We start from the raw sequence: 16034 nt of genomic DNA, 5'->3' as shown, positions 1-16034 counted from the left end.
TTTGCTCTGGGGATTCCTACTGCTAAAATTTAATTCAGCGGAATCCCCGAGCAATGGCGATCGGAAGAATATTCAATGCGCAGTTTGGTCTTTAACCCGAGAATAATTCGCCGTTTATCCTCCTCCGCTCATTAACTTAAACACCTTGTACAAAATCGCCGTAATCCCGGCTGCCATAAGTGGACCAACCGGAATGCCGCGCAGAAAAATAATGCCGAAGATCGAACCGATCACAAGCCCGACGACCATTTGAGGATCAAGCTTAAGCAAATCGAGTCCTTTGGCATTCATGTAGGCGGCAGCGGCTCCTCCAATTAAGGCAAGCCAGCCTGGCCATGTATTAAAGGCGGCAATCAATTCTTTCATTTGGACCTTGCCGGAAGCAAAGGGCACGAGAACGCTGAGCGTCAGAAACAATAAACCAAGCTCCAGCCCCCGACGTTCGATCGAAGGCAGGAACCGGCTTAGATGCAGAAGCTTAACGGCAAGCAGCACGCACGCTGCCGTTGCTATAATAGGCGAACGCCCAATCAGGCCAATCACGATTAAACCTACTAATATCAATTCACCGGTCATTGATTTGGACTCCAGTCACGAAGCGGATAAACTGCTTGCTCCATTATATGGACATCCTATCGCGATTATGTCAGTGGCAGGAGCAGAGCAACAAATCCCCGCTGGACTGCAGCCGCGGAACAATGGTATAGGTGTCAACCTCCGAACAAATATCAATATCTCTGGCCATGCCGAGCTTAATCAGGCGTTTGCCTGTTGCTCCTGAGAGGATGGTTTCTTTTATCTGGTTGGCACGGTCTTGATAGAGTGATAGCATGGCGAGTCCGAAGTCATCAATCTCGAGCGGGGCAGAACATAATCTCTGCATCCTGGAAAGAAGAAGTCCGGCACATAATCCATCCTCAATGGCAAATTCATCATGGCTTCCCGCACATAAAATAACAACATCCCGCCTTAGATCGATTGCCGTCTTGGCACATGCGGAAGCATTCAGCAAAGCAGCAATCAACATCGTTTCCGCTCTTGTTGATTTATGAATGGCTCTGGTGCCGTTAGTTGTCGTCAAGATGACGCGACGGTCTTTAACCGCGTTCATCAGAAACTCTTCAGGCGAGTTTCCAAGATCGAAGCCGGGGATTTTTTTGCAGAAGCGTTCTCCGCAGAGCAAATCGCCTTCCTGCTGCGCTGTACGGGCTTCCATTACGGTCTCCACGGGAATGACGCCGGAGGAGCCGGTAGCCAGCGCTGTAATAATGGAGCTCGTGGCCCGGAGCACGTCGATAATCATAGCCGTTTTGTGGACGAATTGTGCGGAGCTGGCTTCATTCACGCTTGAAATGACTTGCACTTGCATAGCAATCGCTCTTCCTTTCTGTTGTTGCTTTAAATCATATAGTGGGCAGGCTCCTCCCGCATTCCGAATTCAAACGTATCGGAACGGAGTCCGCGGCGCATTGCCTCTAGAGCCAAGGCGTCACTAGGCTGAATGTTGCCCAGATGGACGTTTGGCCCGAATTGTTGAAGCAAATATGCCTGCTGCTGCTTTAACGGAGCTTCCCACATCAGGCAGTCCTGGGAGGTCATTTCAGCCAGAATCTGCTCGATGGTTTGTTCCCTGCAGTTGCCCTTTTCATCAAACAGACCTACGTCCAATCCCGATTCCCTGGCTTCAACCGTAACCCAGGCAGCGCCGGCTGCCAGATCATAATCGGCTGTAACCGCCAGTTCCTCCGGATCTATTAGTGATCCTGCTGATTTTTTGCCGTATTCGGTAAGAACAAGCAGCCCTCTTTGTTTGCCCTCTTTGATCAGCTCTGTCCGCTGATTTCGACCCAGCTCGATCGTGCCGTCAGATACCTCAATGCCGTTAAACCCAAGCTCGCAGATCGTATCGAAGAACGATGCGGCTAATCGCTGCTGAACAGCGGTTTCAAGCAATGTGCCCCCCGGCATGATGATTATCCCGCTTTTTTTGGCAAGCTCGATTTTACTTTTGAGAAATTCCGGCTCATACAAAACAGCCGTTCCGAATCCAAGCTTGATCACATCCACATAGCGGCCGGCCACTTGCAAGAAATCGGCAAAGCTACCTAGCCCGATACCTTTGTCGATGACCATCGTTTTTCCCTTTTGGCTTGCAGGGCCGTAATCGCGGTAACCGCTCGGATCATGCAAAGTGCGGTGCCAAACCGCTTTGCTCGCTGTTGTCATGGGAGTTGACTCCTAACATATGATGATTCCCGCTTGAGGGCGGGGCATGGAGCAATATATGCAGGAGGTGCTGGGCGTGTGCCCGTGCGGTAAGCATGAATAAGAGACGAGCTTCATAGGATGAAAGGGATGCTGATTTATGAAATAGCTGGAATAAGGCCTGCAAGATTTGGCGTCGGACAAGGAGGTGAACGGTGATGTTGAATAAAATCGTACTCACCATGGCGTCTTTACGGCTTACATCGGGAACGATCGAGATTTGCGCGGCTCTGCTCATGCTTAGGTTGAACCAGATCGACAAAGCATTAGTCGTCAATTCATCTCTCGCATTAGTAGGACCTTTTATATTAATCGCCACAACAACGATTGGTCTCATTGGCATGACAGACAAGCTTTCATTCGGAAAGATGGCATGGGTAACCGCGGGCGTGCTCTGTTTGCTTATTGGCATTTTAAAAAAATAGCAATCTATTAAATCTGCAAGTTGTTGGACATATTCTAGTGAGGCAAGCATACAAATAAGAGTACGAAGGACTTTTCATCCGGGAGTGATGACTTATGCTGGACCGTATCATGCATTTGCTTCCGCCGGAGCTGAAGGCGGTGCTGGATAAGCTGCCCGAATCGGCAATGGAGCAGTTGGAAGAAATACGGATTCGGGAAGGCCGGCCGCTGGAGCTCGGCGTGCGGGGACAGTCCCGTTTTGCCGCATCTGATGGAACTCTTCGTGCAGGCAGTGACGGAGCGTACAAGCCTAACGCGGATACTTGCCGGAAGCTGCTGGAGAAAATTACGAATCATTCGCTATACGCCATGGAAGAGGAGTTAAAGAGGGGATTCATTACTGTTGCGGGAGGGCATCGGATTGGACTAGCCGGGCGAACGATTCTGGACGGCGGTCATGTCCGAGGAATTCGGGATATTGGCGGATTCAATATCCGGATTGCCCGGGAGGTAGTAGGTTCAGCCCGGAATTTGCTGCCGAAGCTGCTGGACAAGAACCGTAAGTCCGTTCATTCAACATTGATTCTCGCTCCACCCCAGCAAGGGAAAACAACCATTGTCAGAGATATAGCCCGCTCGATCAGCTATGGACATTGGGGAATGTTTGAGCATGCGGCGGGTTGGTCCGGCCGCAAAGTTGCGATCGTGGATGAACGGTCGGAGATTGCCGCTTGCGTGAGAGGTATTCCAACTTTCGATGTTGGACCGCGAACCGATGTGATGGACGCTTGTCCAAAGGCGGAAGGAATGATGATGCTGCTTCGCTCGATGTCACCCGATGTCGTTATTGTTGATGAAATCGGCCGGCCGGAAGATGGAGACGCGATTCGCGAAGCGAGTCACGCAGGGATAAGCGTTATTGCAACCGCCCATGCTTACGACTTGCAGGATGCCCGAGGAAGGCCGGTACTTAGGCAACTGCTGGAGGAAGGCGCTTTTACTTACGTCGTGGAGTTGAAACGATCTGCTGACGGGTTCATGCACCGGGTTATTGCCGCGGACAGGAGAGACAAGCTGCCCGCTGCCGCGCGGGAGCCTACTGCAACTGCTTCTATCGGCGAGCAAGAGCAGGCTTACGCCGGGATGCAAAGGGGCGATGGCCCTTGATCAAGCTGCTAGGCGCTGTATTGATCCTATTCGCAGGTACGATGATCGGCTTTCAGCAGGCAGCTAGATTGGCGGCAAGACCCAGGCAGCTTCGCCAGTTGGCTCATGCGCTTCAAAGGCTCGAGACGGAAATCGGTTATGGCCATACTCCGCTGCCGGAAGCAATGGAGCGAACGGCCGATGCGGTGCCGGAGCCTTTGGCAGGATTGTTCCGGGATGCCACTGAACGAGTAAACGGACCCGAAGGGCTAACCTTTCGCGAGAGCTGGGAGCAAGCGATGACTAGCGGATGGGGATCGACGGCGCTGAAGAAGACCGAGCTTTCGATCATGCACCGGCTTGGTTCTACTCTAGGCATAAGCGATAAGGAGGATCAACTGAAACATATCCACCTGGCGCTGCTGCAACTGAAAGCAGAGGAAGACGCTGCAAGAGAGGACCAAACGCGTTATGAGAAGATGTGGAAAAGCCTGGGCGTGCTGATTGCCGTGCTCGTCGTGATATTGATGGTTTAGTGGGGTGCCGCTCAAATGAATATGGATGTGAGCGCTATTTTCCAAATTGCAGGTATCGGAATTATTATTGGCATGATTCATACGGTACTGAAGCAGATGGGGAAAGAGGATATGGCGCAATGGGTTACGCTGATCGGCTTTGTCGTTGTCCTGTTTATGGTCATTCGGCTGCTGAACGATTTGTTTCAAGAAATCAAGACAATCTTCCTGTTTCAATAAAACGTTCGAAAGAAGCCGCAAGTAGGTGAATGAAGTTGGAGATTATTCAGATCGTCGGCCTCGGGCTGATCGCCACTATTCTCATTATTGTCGTCCGAGAGCAGAAGCCATTATTCGCCTTTCTGCTTGCGGCTTTTACCGGACTGTTTATCTTCATCTTCCTCATCGGTAAAATCGATTCCGTCATCACGGTGCTTGAGGATTTGGCGGACCGCTCCGGCATACCTTCCATTTACTTGAAGACGATTCTGAAAATTATCGGCATCGCCTATATCGTCGAATTTGGAGCGCAGATAGTAAGAGATGCCGGTCAAGAGAGCATCGCATCGAGAATTGAGTTTGCCGGGAAGGTGCTTATTCTTGTCATGGCGGTTCCGATTATAAGCGTAATCGTCGAGACCGTAATGGGGCTGCTGCCGGCGGGGGGGTAAACGGATGAACAAGCTGTATGCGTATACCTTCCGGTTATTCGCTTTTCTGCTGATCGCCTGGCTGGTCAGTATGTTTCTGGCCATTCCGGTCTCGGCAGCGGAGAACGCGCCGGCAGAAGCGACAGGGCAGCAGCAGAGCGATACGGCCATGACGGACCAGTTGACCGAAAGCCAGCTTAAAGGGCTCGACACCGAAACGGTTGAAAACTACTGGAGCCGGTTGAAAGAGGAGTACGGCGGATATTTTCCGGATGAGAAAATGCCAACCTTCTTCGACATGCTGAAGCCCGGCGGCGAAGGGCTGAAGCTCTCTACCGTGGTTAAAGGGCTGCTTGGTTACTTCTTCCACGAAGTGTTGTATAACGGCAAATTACTAGTCACTATCGTTATGCTCACCGTGTTCAGCATGGTGCTGGAAACGCTGCAAAACGCTTTTGAACGGAATGCCGTCAGCAAGGTGGCTTATTCAATCACTTACATGGTGCTGATCATCATTGCCGTTAATAGCTTCCACGTAGCTATCGGTTACGCCAAAGACGCAATCGGTACCATGATCCAGTTCATGTTAGCCATGATGCCGCTTCTTCTGACATTGCTCGCCGCGATGGGAAACGTGCTGACCGTATCGATTCTGCATCCGCTAATTATCTTCATGATCAATACGGTCGGAACCGTCATCTACACCATTGTGTTTCCGCTGCTGTTCTTCTCGGCCGTCTTGCATATCGTGAGCGCGCTAACGGATAAATTCAAAGTCACCCAGCTGGCGAATTTGCTCCGGAATATCGGGGTAGGCATCATGGGGGTACTGGTCACTGTGTTTCTCGGCGTTCTTTCGGTGCAAGGGGCTAAAGGAGCGGTAACGGACGGAATTACGATGAGGACGGCCAAGTTTGTGACCGGCAACTTTGTTCCGGTGGTCGGACGGATGTTCACGGATGCTGCGGATACGGTCATATCTGCTTCCCTGCTTGCCAAAAATGCAATCGGACTGGCAGGCGTCATTATTCTACTGTTCCTATGCGCGTTCCCCGCCGTCAAAATATTGACGCTGGCGCTGATCTACAATGTTTCAGCCGCGGTCATGCAGCCGCTTGGCGATTCGCCGATCGTCACTTGCTTATCCACGATAGGCAAAACGATGATCTACGTATTCGCAGCCCTTGCCGCCGTAAGTCTCATGTTCTTCCTCGCCGTTACGATCGTGCTGACAGCCGGCAACGCCGCTCTGATGGTCCGATGATGGGAAGTTGCGGCAGGATATCAAAGGGGGCGATGAGATGATTGCCTGGCTCAGCGATTGGCTGAGAGATATTATCGCAGTCATTCTGCTGGCTGCATTCGTCGAGCTTCTGCTTCCGAACAAAGCGATGCTTAGGTATGCGAGGCTGGTCATCGGACTTCTCATTCTGCTAACCATCATGTCTCCGATTCTGCGCCTTCTGCAAGGGGATTTCAACGCCAAGCTGAAAGACGGAATTACGCATTGGGACCAGTTGGAAGTGAAGCGGGAAGTGAAGATGCCAACCTTAAGCGACATCCAGAAAAAAGCGGAACAACTAAACGAGAAGCAAGAGAGCGACGCGGCGGCATTAATGGAGCAAACGCTGGAATCGGCGATGAAGAGCGCGGTAACCAAGCAGACGGGACAACAGGTGGAAGCGGTAGACGTCACGCTTAGTTGGGAAAAGCAAGGGCAGAAGATGACGCCTTCGTTAGAATCGGTGCTGGTGTCTTTGCCCGAGCCCGATGAACAGAAGAAGCCGGCTGATGCCCCATCGTCAACCGGGGATGAAGTGCAGGAAGTGACTGCCGTTCAGGTAGATATCAATGACGTAGACGTTCAATCGGATGCTGGCGAAGCGGCAAAGAAGCAGGATGATCCAAACGGCGGACAAGACGGCTGGGTTCAGGCGAATGCTGAGGTTGGCAAGGAAATCCGGAATCTGCTCGCTGAAGGATGGGCGGTTAATCCCGGCAGCATTCAGATCAGGCAGCGGGCAGGAAGCAGCAACTAAGGAAAAGGAGAGGAAGCGACAGTGGCCAAATGGCTGAGTGGTCTGGAATCGATGGTGGGCGGCGGTCCGGGCGGTCCGAAGCGGGTTAAGACATTTAGACTGCTTCTCGTTATCGGTTGTATAGGAGCGGCCCTCATGCTGCTCAACTCCTTTCTGAAATTCGACAAGGTGGATACCGTGACGCAGGATGCCAACCCGCCTCCGCAGGAATCAACAGCAACATGGGGAGAACCGGCAGAAGATGCTTCGCCTTTTGCCCAATTCGAAAGGCCGCTTGAGAACCGCTTGAAAGAGATTTTGGAGAAAATCGTTGGTGTCAGCTCGGTAGATGTTCTCGTGACGATTGATTCTACGGAAGAGACCGTATACGCGACAAACGATCAGGTGGACCAGTCCATTACGGACGAGAATGACCGCAACGGCGGCAAACGGCATATCACGGCGATCAATAAGAATGGCCAGATTGTCATTGTTGAAGTCGCGGGCGATCAGAAGCCGATTGTGACGAAGAAGATTAACCCGAGCATTCGCGGTGTGCTTATCGTCGCCAAAGGCGCGGAGAACCAGACCGTGAGACGCCTTATTATAGACGCGGTGGAGAAGGGCGTAAACGTACCGGCCAACCGCATATCCGTAGCGCCAAGCAAGCAATGATAATAACCAATTTGAGGAGGGTGTTCTATGAACACGAAAAGACAAACAATTTGGCTCGTATCCATGCTGAGTTTGATGGTTGTATTATCCGCGTACTACCTGTTTACGCAAGACACCAAATCGCCTGACATGCTCTCTGACGGCACACAGACGGAGCAAAAGGCCGGTGCAACGGAAGCAAATGCGGGCAATAGCCAGATTGTGGTTGATCAAGTAGACCCTGCGGATAACGCAGCGGCAGACAACAGCGGCATCTCCGAGCAAGATAAGGAAGTTCTTAATCAGATTGAGGCGCAGGGCGGAGTGGACAACAGCGAATTTGCCCAAGCCGAAGAGAAGCGCAGCCAGTCGAACAACGAGCAACAGGATAAACTCCTGGCAGACATCACCAATTTGCAAGACCCTGAGGACAGCAAAGCGGCCATGGAACAGCTCGATCAGCTTGAAGAGAAAAACTCCAAATTAACGAGCATCGAGAACGAATTGATGAAGAGCTTCCAGCAAGCAATCGTCAATGAAGAAGGCAATGGCTACAAAGTTCTCGTTGAGAGCGATAAGCTGGATAAGAGCCAAGCTGCCAACATTATCGATCTGGTTATGAAAACGTTAGGGGTAGACGCGGATCAAGTTTCCGTACAATTCATTCCATAATGTGGACAAATATGGAGAAGCCGGCAGGGCTAAAGACCCTTGCCGGCTTCTTCTTTGCCTGATATGTTAGGCCGTTTGTAAAGGCAGGTTAAAAAATTGATTCGTGTTCCGCCGCGTTTGTGATATAATGTTAGACGTTATGTGAAGGATAACTAACATTATCCAATGAAACTGAATCATGCTATTTCCATCTGAGAAAACGCATACGAAGCAGAAGGCTTCGGAAACTTTTAAGGAGTGAAAACTATTCATGTTCAAATTGAGCGAGATTAAGGAATTGATCAAACTGGTTGATCAGACTTCCGTTCATGAGCTGGAGATCGAAAACGAAGGAGCACGCTTATTCATTCGCAAGCCTGGCAAAACCGAAGTGGTGAATGTACAAGCAGCAGCCCCAATTACGCATACATATACGCAGGCGCCTGTACTTGCACCTCAGCCGGTAGCAGAAGCTCCTGTCGCGGCTGTACAAGCAAGCGCGCCTAGCGCCCGTCCGAATACGGACAACCTGCATCAGATTGTATCGCCAATGGTCGGCACGTTCTACAGTTCCCCGTCTCCGGACGCTGCGGAATTCGTGAAAGCCGGCGACCGCGTATCCGAGAAGAGTGTTGTGTGTATCCTTGAAGCAATGAAACTGATGAATGAACTGGAAGCGGAAGTTCGCGGCGAGATCGTTGAGGTTCTGGTGACGAACGGCCAATTGGTTGAATACGGCCAGCCGCTCTTCCTTGTTAAACCGGAATAAGCCTAACTCCGAATTTGGAGAAATTGTTGCCTGAGAGGAGTACAAACGTGAAATTCCAAAAAGTATTAATCGCTAACCGCGGAGAGATTGCCGTACGCATTATTCGCGCCTGCCGCGAGCTCGGCATTTCGACTGTTGCTGTTTATTCCGAAGCGGACCGTGATTCCTTGCATGTGCGACTCGCTGATGAAGCGTATTGCATTGGTCCAACTGCTTCAAAGGACAGCTATCTGAATCTGACGAACCTAATGAGCGTAGCTACGATTACAGGCTGCGATGCCGTGCATCCGGGTTATGGCTTCCTGGCCGAAAACGCGGATTTCGCGGAGATTTGCGAGTCCTGCAACATTACGTTTATCGGACCTTCCCCTGAAGCGATCAGCAAGATGGGCGACAAGGCGGTAGCCAAACAAACGATGAAGGAAGCGGATGTGCCGGTTATTCCGGGCTCCGACGGCCTGATCGAGAATATGGACGAGGCAATCCTTGTTGCACGCAGCATTGGTTACCCGGTCATTATTAAAGCAACTGCCGGAGGCGGCGGCAAAGGGATCCGAATTGCGGAGGATGAGGAATCCCTCGTTCAACAGATCACAACCGCCCAGCAGGAAGCTCAAAAAGCTTTCGGCAACGCCGGCGTATACCTGGAGAAATATTTGACGGGCATGAAGCACGTCGAAATTCAAATTATGGCCGACAAGCACGGAAACGCGGTTCATTTGTTCGAACGTGATTGCTCCGTTCAGCGCCGCCGCCAGAAGCTGGTTGAAGAAGCTCCATGCCCGGTATTGACGCCTCAGATGCGCGAACGGATGGGACGCGCAGCAGTACGCGCCGCACTTGCCGTTAATTACGCGGGCGCGGGAACGCTGGAATTCCTGCTAGGTCCGGACGGCAACTTCTACTTTATGGAGATGAACACTCGGATCCAGGTTGAACATCCGGTAACGGAAATGATTACGAATGTCGACCTTATTAAAGAGATGATCGCTGTAGCAGAAGGCAGTCCGCTGTCGTTTAAGCAAGAAGATCTTCAAATTAACGGATGGGCGATCGAATGCCGCATTAACGCGGAAGATTCGGAGCGCAACTTTATGCCTTCTCCTGGTCCGATTCCATTCTACCTGCCTCCGGGCGGTACGGGTGTACGGGTGGACAGCGCGGTTTATCCGGGCTATACGATTTCCCCGCATTACGATTCGATGATTGCGAAGCTGATCGTATGGGGCCGTACACGGGAAGAGGCGATCGCACGGATGAAACGCGCGCTTGCGGAGTTCGCCATTGACGGAATCAAGACGACAATTCCTTTCCATCAGAAGCTTCTGAACCACCCGGTGTTCGTGAATGGCAATTTCGATATCAAGTTCCTTGAGGAATACGATGTGAACCAACCGGAGCTTGCGGAATAGCGGAATTGTACAATCTGCACCTGGTTTGTCATATTTCACGTCGAATGTTATAGTATAGAAATAAGATGCGAAGGTAATTCTTCGGCGTAGCTTTCGATTTTGCCGGAGCGCGCAACTTTAAGGAGGTGTACAACCATCATGAGTACGATTGCTGCAGATTATGAGAGAACGGACATTGGCACAATTCAAATTGCCCCTGAAGTCATTGAAGTGATTGCTGGATTAGCTGCTGTTGAAGTGGATGGCGTAGCAGGTATGAGTGGCGGATTTGCCGGTGGAATTGCCGAGCTTCTTGGCCGCAAAAATTTGTCCAAGGGTGTAAAAGTTGAAGTCGGCCAGCGGGAAGCTGCGGTCGATGTGTCGATTATCGTGGAATACGGCAACCGCATTCCGGAGATCGCCTCGGAAATTCAACGTAATGTAAAACGCTCCATTGAAATGATGACGGGATTAAACGTTATTGAAGTGAACGTACATATTCACGATGTCCATTTCAAAACGGAGAGCAAACCGGAAGAAGAAGATACAAACTTCCGCGTGAAATAACAAATACGCAGATGAATTGAATTCATATAACCCCCTCGTGATGGTTATGCCGCTTCGCGCCAGGGGGTTTTCATTCGCTCAGATGCGAGGAGGCGTTACGTTGATCAGAATTATAGACAAGCTCTTCTTGTTTATTTACAGTATTGCCATCGGCGTTATATCCGTCTTTATTGCCTGTATCGGATTTGAGTGGATTCGGGAAGACGATTTGAATGATATGGTCACTGAGTTATACCGTAACGATTCATTCCTTATCGCTACTATTATTGTTGGTCTGGTTCTTCTCGTACTAAGCTTGCGTTTCTTTGTTGTGTCGCTGAAACGTTCTTCCTCTACGGCACCTTCTATTGATCAGCGTACCGATTTTGGCGATATCCGCATCTCGATTGAGACGATTGAGAATTTAGCGCTCAAGGCTGCGGCTAAGCAACGCGGCGTGAAAGATTTGAAAGCCCGGATCCAGGCTTCTGATTCCGGCCTCAACATTATTCTGCGCGCGGTGGTTGACGGCGAGAACTCGATTCCTAGCCTCACGGAGGAAATCCAGAAGGCGGTTAAAGAGCATGTTGAAGAAATCGCCGGCATTCCGGTGACGAATGTAGCGGTTTTTGTCGCTAACGTCATTCAATCCGCACCGAATAAAAGTCGCGTCGAGTAAAGGGGAGAATGCCGATGTGGAGGGAGTACTGGGCAGTCTATGGGAAACGGACGATCGGCGCTGCCGCTGGTCTGTTTTTTGGATTTGTGTATTTGTTTGCCGGCTTTTGGGACATGCTGTTTTTCATACTGGTCGTCTCGGTCGGTTATTGGTTAGGCAAGCAGAAGGACTTGCAAAACGGTCCTATTCTGCCATGGCAGCGGCTTTGGTCATGGCTCACGGAAAGATATCGGCCGTTTAGATAATCCTGTGGTCTCCTCCGTACGCCGGAAGATGGATTGCCGCCAGTTCCGGGCAGGGAGGAGATCATAGGTTTTTTTTCAAAATAAAAGAGTATATCGGCATGTTGCCGAGGAGGAATTCATGAAACGTAGATTAGCACGAGAGATAGCTGTATCGAGCCTTTATCAATTGGAGATGAACGAAGTTACACCCATGGAAGCAGTCGATATGCTGATGGAGGAAGCTCGTTCGGAGAATGAAATCGAAGCGGAATTTACAGAGAATGATCAAACAGACCTTTACGTGCGCGAGCTAGTAAATGGCGTTGCTGACAATAAAGCTGCCATTGATGACATGCTTCAGCAATATTTGACGGGCTGGCAAGTGGACCGGTTGTCCCGCGTGGACCGTCAAATTTTGCGTCTTGCTTGTTTTGAGATAGCTTACCGCAATGATGTCCCGCCAAAAGCCGCAATTAACGAAGCGATTGAACTCGCAAAGCATTTTGGCACCGAGGAATCCGGTAAATTCGTTAACGGCGTATTGGGCAAATTGCTCAAAGAACGCGAAGGCGAGCAAGCAAATTCAGAATCGACAAATTAGTTGAACGGCCAATCGGCCGTGTACATAGGGGAGAGATGATGATGAGCGCACAAATTATTGCAGGGAAAAAGATTTCTGATATGATCCGGGAAGAAATTCAGAGGGAAACGGCTGAGCTGAAGGAAAAAGGCGTTGTTCCCGGACTTGCGGTTGTTCTCGTTGGAGAAGATCCGGCATCGAAAGTTTATGTCGGCTCGAAAGAGAAGGCCTGTCAGCAGCTTGGCTTCCATTCCGAGGTTCACCGTTTGGAAGAAACGACTTCGGAAGAGCAATTGCTTGCGCTTATTGATCAACTGAATAACGATGACCAAATCAACGGTATTCTCGTACAGCTTCCATTGCCTAAACATATTAATGAAAAAGCCGTAATCGATGCGATTCACGTCGACAAGGATGTTGACGGCTTCCATCCGGAAAGCGTCGGCAATCTGGTCATCGGCGATGACAGCCTGCTTCCGTGCACGCCTGCCGGCTGCATTGAATTGATCAAACGCAGCGGCGTGGATATCGCGGGCAAACATGCGGTAGTGATCGGCCGGAGCAATATTGTCGGCAAGCCGGTTGCGATGCTGCTACTCCGCGAGAATGCAACGGTTACAATTTGCCATTCCCGTACGGCCAATATGGAAGAGATCGCGAAGCAAGCGGATATTCTAGTTGTTGCGATTGGCAAAGCAAAAGCGATTGACAGCAAATACGTGAAGCCTGGCGCGGTTGTTATCGATGTGGGCATTAACCGGCTGCCTGACGGCAAACTTTGCGGCGATGTTGATTACGAGGACTGCTTGGAAACAGCGGGCTTTATTACACCGGTACCGGGCGGAGTTGGCCCGATGACGATTACGATGCTGATGAACAACACGATTACAGCTGCGAAGCGTGCACATAAAATCGGGGAGTGATGGTGTCTTATGGCAGATCAGCCTCGCATTTATTCGATAAAAGATATTAACCGGTACATACGGATGAAGCTCGAATCGGATGTCTTGCTTGGCGATGTATGGCTAAGAGGCGAGATTTCTAATTTTACCCATCACTCCAGCGGCCATATGTATTTTACGCTGAAGGACAAAGACAGCCGTTTGAAATGCATTATGTTTGCTTCGCATAATCAGCGGTTGCCTTTTATTCCGCGTGAAGGCGCAAAAGTGATGGCGCGCGGCAACGTGTCCGTCTATGAACGTGACGGCAACTATCAATTTTATGTAACGGCGATGCAGCCGGACGGGATTGGCAGTTTGTATTTAGCGTACGAGCAGCTCAAATCAAAGCTAGAGACAGAAGGGTTGTTTGCCGAGTCGCGCAAACGGCCCATTCCGCGTTTCCCTCGCGCCGTAGGCGTAATAACCTCTCCGACGGGGGCAGCGGTCCGGGATATCATTATTACGTTGCAGCGCAGGCATCCCTCCGTTCCGATCTACGTGTTTCCGGTGCTCGTCCAAGGGACGCAAGCGGCACCTTCAATCGTAAAAGCTATAGAATCGATGAACCGTTTTGGCGAAGTCGACGTATTAATTGTAGGCAGGGGCGGCGGTTCTCTTGAAGAGCTTTGGGCTTTTAACGAAGAACCTGTCGCAAGAAGCATTGCCGCATCGCAAATTCCGATCATTAGCGCGGTTGGACATGAAACGGATTTTACGATAGCAGATTTTGTAGCTGATCTGAGGGCAGCGACGCCAACCGCTGCCGCCGAACTGGCCGTGCCGCATGTAGCAGAGCTGCAGCAGCAGCTAACGAGACAACGACAGCGGTTGGAACAATCGCTGCGGATGATGGTACAGGGCCGGAAGGAGCAGCTCCAGCGCGTCAGGCGGTCGCCATTTTTCGTACATCCGCGTAAATATTTATTGGATCAGGCACAGCGACTGGATCGTCTACAGGAGCGTTTGCAGCATCGAACTTTGCGTGTAGCAGAACGCGGTAAAGCTAAGCTTGATAAACTTCATAGTCAGTTGGCCGGTCATCATCCTGGAGAGCAGGCGGCATTTGCGGCCAAACGTCTTCAAGGTGATCAAAAGCGGCTTGAGCAAGCGATGGTGTCCTCTCTTAAAGAGCGGCGGTTGCAGCTCCATAGCGCAATCAGGCAGCTGGATGCGCTTAGTCCTCTCAAAGTAATGGCCAGAGGCTACAGCCTGGTCTACGACGAACAGGAGAAGCGACTGATAAAATCCATTGCAGAAGTTCAGCCGGGTGATCTTGTAAGGGTTAAGGTAGCAGACGGACAGCTAGACTGTCATGTCTGGTCGATGAAAGGAGAAGATGGCGTTGAAAGCAGCGGCGAATAGCGAATTAAGTTTTGAAGAAGCCATGGAACAGCTAGAGAAAATTGTTGAGAGGCTTGAGAGCGGAGATGTTCCGCTTGAAACGGCGATTGATCTTTTCCAAGAAGGCATGAAGCTGTCGCAGCTGTGCGGCGGCAAGCTCGAGCAGGTTGAACGCAAGATTGAACTGTTGATTGAGACTGAGCAAGGTTTTCAGAAGAAGGCATTCGCTCCAATGAACGAGGAAAAAGGGGAATAACATTGATTACTGATATCAAGACCTACTTGCATGAATGTGCTGCGCTTGTTGAAAAGTCTCTTCCCGAGGCGCTGCCCGCCGATTGGAATATTCCGCAGGAGCTTAGAGAGTCCATGTTATACTCTCTGCAAGCTGGCGGCAAACGGCTGCGTCCGGCTCTTGTCCTGGCCGCTGCCGAAGCGGTTCAAGGTCAAGCCGCGGCTGCGCGCCATGCGCTCCCGGTTGCTTGCGCCATCGAATATATTCATACCTATTCGTTGATCCATGACGATCTGCCTGCCATGGATAACGATGATTACCGCCGCGGGAAGCTGACGAATCACAAAGTATTCGGAGAAGCCATGGCGATTCTTGCGGGCGATGCCCTGCTTACTCACGCTTTTCATCTTATCCCTAAAGCGGCCCGCAGTGGCGGGGTAAGCGCCGAAGTAGCGCTTGATATCGTGGAAGATTTGGCTATGCTTGCAGGGGCTCGGGGCATGGTGGGCGGTCAGGCGGCTGACATGGAAGGCGAACAGGGGATAACCTCGATCGAGGAACTCGAATATATTCATCTTCATAAAACAAGCGATTTAATTGTATTCTCGGTGACGGCAGGAGGCCGCATTGGCGGCGCTTCGACTGAACAGTTGGAAGCTTTGCGCCATTATGCGCGCAACATCGGGCTGGCCTTCCAGATTCAAGATGATATTCTTGATCTAATCGGCGACGAGAAAAAGCTTGGCAAAAAAACGAACAGCGACGTGGAACAGCAAAAGGTTACTTACCCTTATCTACTGGGGATCGAAGAGAGCAAATCACAGGTCAAACGTTTGACTCGTGAGGCGAAAGCCGCCATCCTCGAAGCACGGCTGGACGCGCCTGATAAATTGCTGTTAATTGCCGATTACCTCGTACAACGGGACTATTAATTAGGATCGTGTAATTAGGTACATTGGGAAAAGATCGGCGATTATGCTATAATGATTGCAATATTTTGACGTTTATTGTGGAATGGGAC

Annotated in this window: 22 protein-coding genes; 19 read left to right on the top strand and 3 right to left on the bottom strand. The window is 50.8% G+C overall.

The window, feature by feature from the left end; translation table 11 throughout:
• Window positions 1–114: 114 nt before the first annotated feature.
• The 3 genes from QQK89_RS17290 to QQK89_RS17280 all read right to left on the bottom strand — a co-directional run bounded on the left by QQK89_RS17290 (window position 115) and on the right by QQK89_RS17280 (window position 2226).
• Window positions 115–576 carry a DUF441 domain-containing protein gene (locus QQK89_RS17290; RefSeq protein WP_284239885.1) on the bottom strand — a complete coding sequence of 154 codons (462 nt, stop codon included), beginning with the start codon at window positions 574–576 and terminating at the stop codon, window positions 115–117.
• A gap of 70 nt (window positions 577–646) precedes the next feature.
• The gene (locus QQK89_RS17285) at window positions 647–1369 is read right to left on the bottom strand and encodes a 2-phosphosulfolactate phosphatase (RefSeq protein WP_284239884.1); all 723 of its coding nucleotides are present in this window, start codon (window positions 1367–1369) and stop codon (window positions 647–649) included.
• A gap of 29 nt (window positions 1370–1398) precedes the next feature.
• A complete protein-coding gene (locus QQK89_RS17280) occupies window positions 1399–2226 on the bottom strand; it encodes a phosphosulfolactate synthase (RefSeq protein WP_284239883.1) in 828 nt (275 codons plus the stop codon).
• A 197-nt stretch (window positions 2227–2423) separates the two neighbouring features.
• Between QQK89_RS17280 and QQK89_RS17275 the strand changes: the two genes are divergently transcribed.
• From QQK89_RS17275 to QQK89_RS17185, 19 genes are all read left to right on the top strand, one after another.
• Window positions 2424–2690 (top strand): YqhV family protein, encoded by a 267-nt coding sequence (locus QQK89_RS17275; protein WP_284239882.1) that lies wholly within the window; start codon window positions 2424–2426, stop codon window positions 2688–2690.
• A gap of 94 nt (window positions 2691–2784) precedes the next feature.
• On the top strand, window positions 2785–3837 hold the full coding sequence (gene spoIIIAA, locus QQK89_RS17270; protein ID WP_284239881.1) for a stage III sporulation protein AA: 1053 nt from the start codon (window positions 2785–2787) through the stop codon (window positions 3835–3837).
• Window positions 3834–4352 (top strand): stage III sporulation protein SpoIIIAB, encoded by a 519-nt coding sequence (spoIIIAB, locus tag QQK89_RS17265; RefSeq protein ID WP_284239880.1) that lies wholly within the window; start codon window positions 3834–3836, stop codon window positions 4350–4352. The genes spoIIIAA and spoIIIAB overlap by 4 nt, the downstream gene beginning before the upstream one ends.
• A gap of 15 nt (window positions 4353–4367) precedes the next feature.
• The gene (spoIIIAC, locus tag QQK89_RS17260; protein WP_015843896.1) at window positions 4368–4571 is read left to right on the top strand and encodes a stage III sporulation protein AC; all 204 of its coding nucleotides are present in this window, start codon (window positions 4368–4370) and stop codon (window positions 4569–4571) included.
• A 35-nt stretch (window positions 4572–4606) separates the two neighbouring features.
• Window positions 4607–5002: a stage III sporulation protein AD gene (gene spoIIIAD, locus QQK89_RS17255; RefSeq protein WP_284240197.1), complete on the top strand. Its 396-nt coding sequence runs from the start codon at window positions 4607–4609 to the stop codon at window positions 5000–5002.
• A gap of 4 nt (window positions 5003–5006) precedes the next feature.
• The gene (spoIIIAE, locus tag QQK89_RS17250; RefSeq protein WP_284239879.1) at window positions 5007–6245 is read left to right on the top strand and encodes a stage III sporulation protein AE; all 1239 of its coding nucleotides are present in this window, start codon (window positions 5007–5009) and stop codon (window positions 6243–6245) included.
• A gap of 37 nt (window positions 6246–6282) precedes the next feature.
• Entirely contained in the window at window positions 6283–7020 is a 738-nt protein-coding gene (gene spoIIIAF / locus QQK89_RS17245; protein WP_284239878.1) for a stage III sporulation protein AF, read from the top strand.
• 21 nt (window positions 7021–7041) lie between these two features.
• Window positions 7042–7674 carry a stage III sporulation protein AG gene (spoIIIAG, locus tag QQK89_RS17240; RefSeq protein WP_284239877.1) on the top strand — a complete coding sequence of 211 codons (633 nt, stop codon included), beginning with the start codon at window positions 7042–7044 and terminating at the stop codon, window positions 7672–7674.
• Between the two features lie 27 nt (window positions 7675–7701).
• Window positions 7702–8325, top strand: a complete 624-nt coding sequence (locus QQK89_RS17235; RefSeq protein WP_284239876.1) for a SpoIIIAH-like family protein — start codon at window positions 7702–7704, stop codon at window positions 8323–8325.
• Between the two features lie 250 nt (window positions 8326–8575).
• Window positions 8576–9073 carry an acetyl-CoA carboxylase biotin carboxyl carrier protein gene (accB, locus tag QQK89_RS17230; RefSeq protein WP_284239875.1) on the top strand — a complete coding sequence of 166 codons (498 nt, stop codon included), beginning with the start codon at window positions 8576–8578 and terminating at the stop codon, window positions 9071–9073.
• A gap of 47 nt (window positions 9074–9120) precedes the next feature.
• Window positions 9121–10485 carry an acetyl-CoA carboxylase biotin carboxylase subunit gene (accC, locus tag QQK89_RS17225; RefSeq protein ID WP_284239874.1) on the top strand — a complete coding sequence of 455 codons (1365 nt, stop codon included), beginning with the start codon at window positions 9121–9123 and terminating at the stop codon, window positions 10483–10485.
• Between the two features lie 138 nt (window positions 10486–10623).
• On the top strand, window positions 10624–11031 hold the full coding sequence (locus QQK89_RS17220; protein ID WP_284239873.1) for an Asp23/Gls24 family envelope stress response protein: 408 nt from the start codon (window positions 10624–10626) through the stop codon (window positions 11029–11031).
• A 100-nt stretch (window positions 11032–11131) separates the two neighbouring features.
• Window positions 11132–11689: an alkaline shock response membrane anchor protein AmaP gene (gene amaP / locus QQK89_RS17215; protein WP_284239872.1), complete on the top strand. Its 558-nt coding sequence runs from the start codon at window positions 11132–11134 to the stop codon at window positions 11687–11689.
• A 14-nt stretch (window positions 11690–11703) separates the two neighbouring features.
• Complete coding sequence (locus QQK89_RS17210) at window positions 11704–11934, top strand: DUF2273 domain-containing protein (RefSeq protein ID WP_434481706.1); 231 nt, start codon at window positions 11704–11706, stop codon at window positions 11932–11934.
• Between the two features lie 118 nt (window positions 11935–12052).
• Window positions 12053–12514 carry a transcription antitermination factor NusB gene (gene nusB, locus QQK89_RS17205; protein ID WP_284239870.1) on the top strand — a complete coding sequence of 154 codons (462 nt, stop codon included), beginning with the start codon at window positions 12053–12055 and terminating at the stop codon, window positions 12512–12514.
• A 41-nt stretch (window positions 12515–12555) separates the two neighbouring features.
• Entirely contained in the window at window positions 12556–13416 is an 861-nt protein-coding gene (gene folD, locus QQK89_RS17200) for a bifunctional methylenetetrahydrofolate dehydrogenase/methenyltetrahydrofolate cyclohydrolase FolD (protein ID WP_284239868.1), read from the top strand.
• Between the two features lie 9 nt (window positions 13417–13425).
• Window positions 13426–14799 (top strand): exodeoxyribonuclease VII large subunit, encoded by a 1374-nt coding sequence (xseA, locus tag QQK89_RS17195; RefSeq protein ID WP_284239867.1) that lies wholly within the window; start codon window positions 13426–13428, stop codon window positions 14797–14799.
• Window positions 14774–15034 carry an exodeoxyribonuclease VII small subunit gene (gene xseB, locus QQK89_RS17190; RefSeq protein WP_434481705.1) on the top strand — a complete coding sequence of 87 codons (261 nt, stop codon included), beginning with the start codon at window positions 14774–14776 and terminating at the stop codon, window positions 15032–15034. Before xseA ends, xseB begins: the two co-directional genes overlap by 26 nt.
• Before the next feature lie 2 nt (window positions 15035–15036).
• On the top strand, window positions 15037–15945 hold the full coding sequence (locus QQK89_RS17185; protein ID WP_284239865.1) for a polyprenyl synthetase family protein: 909 nt from the start codon (window positions 15037–15039) through the stop codon (window positions 15943–15945).
• Window positions 15946–16034: the final 89 nt, after the last annotated feature.

Source organism: Paenibacillus glycanilyticus, assembly GCF_030161375.1.
GTDB lineage: Bacteria > Bacillota > Bacilli > Paenibacillales > Paenibacillaceae > Pristimantibacillus > Pristimantibacillus glycanilyticus_B.
This window is presented reverse-complemented; position numbering and strand designations above follow the sequence as displayed.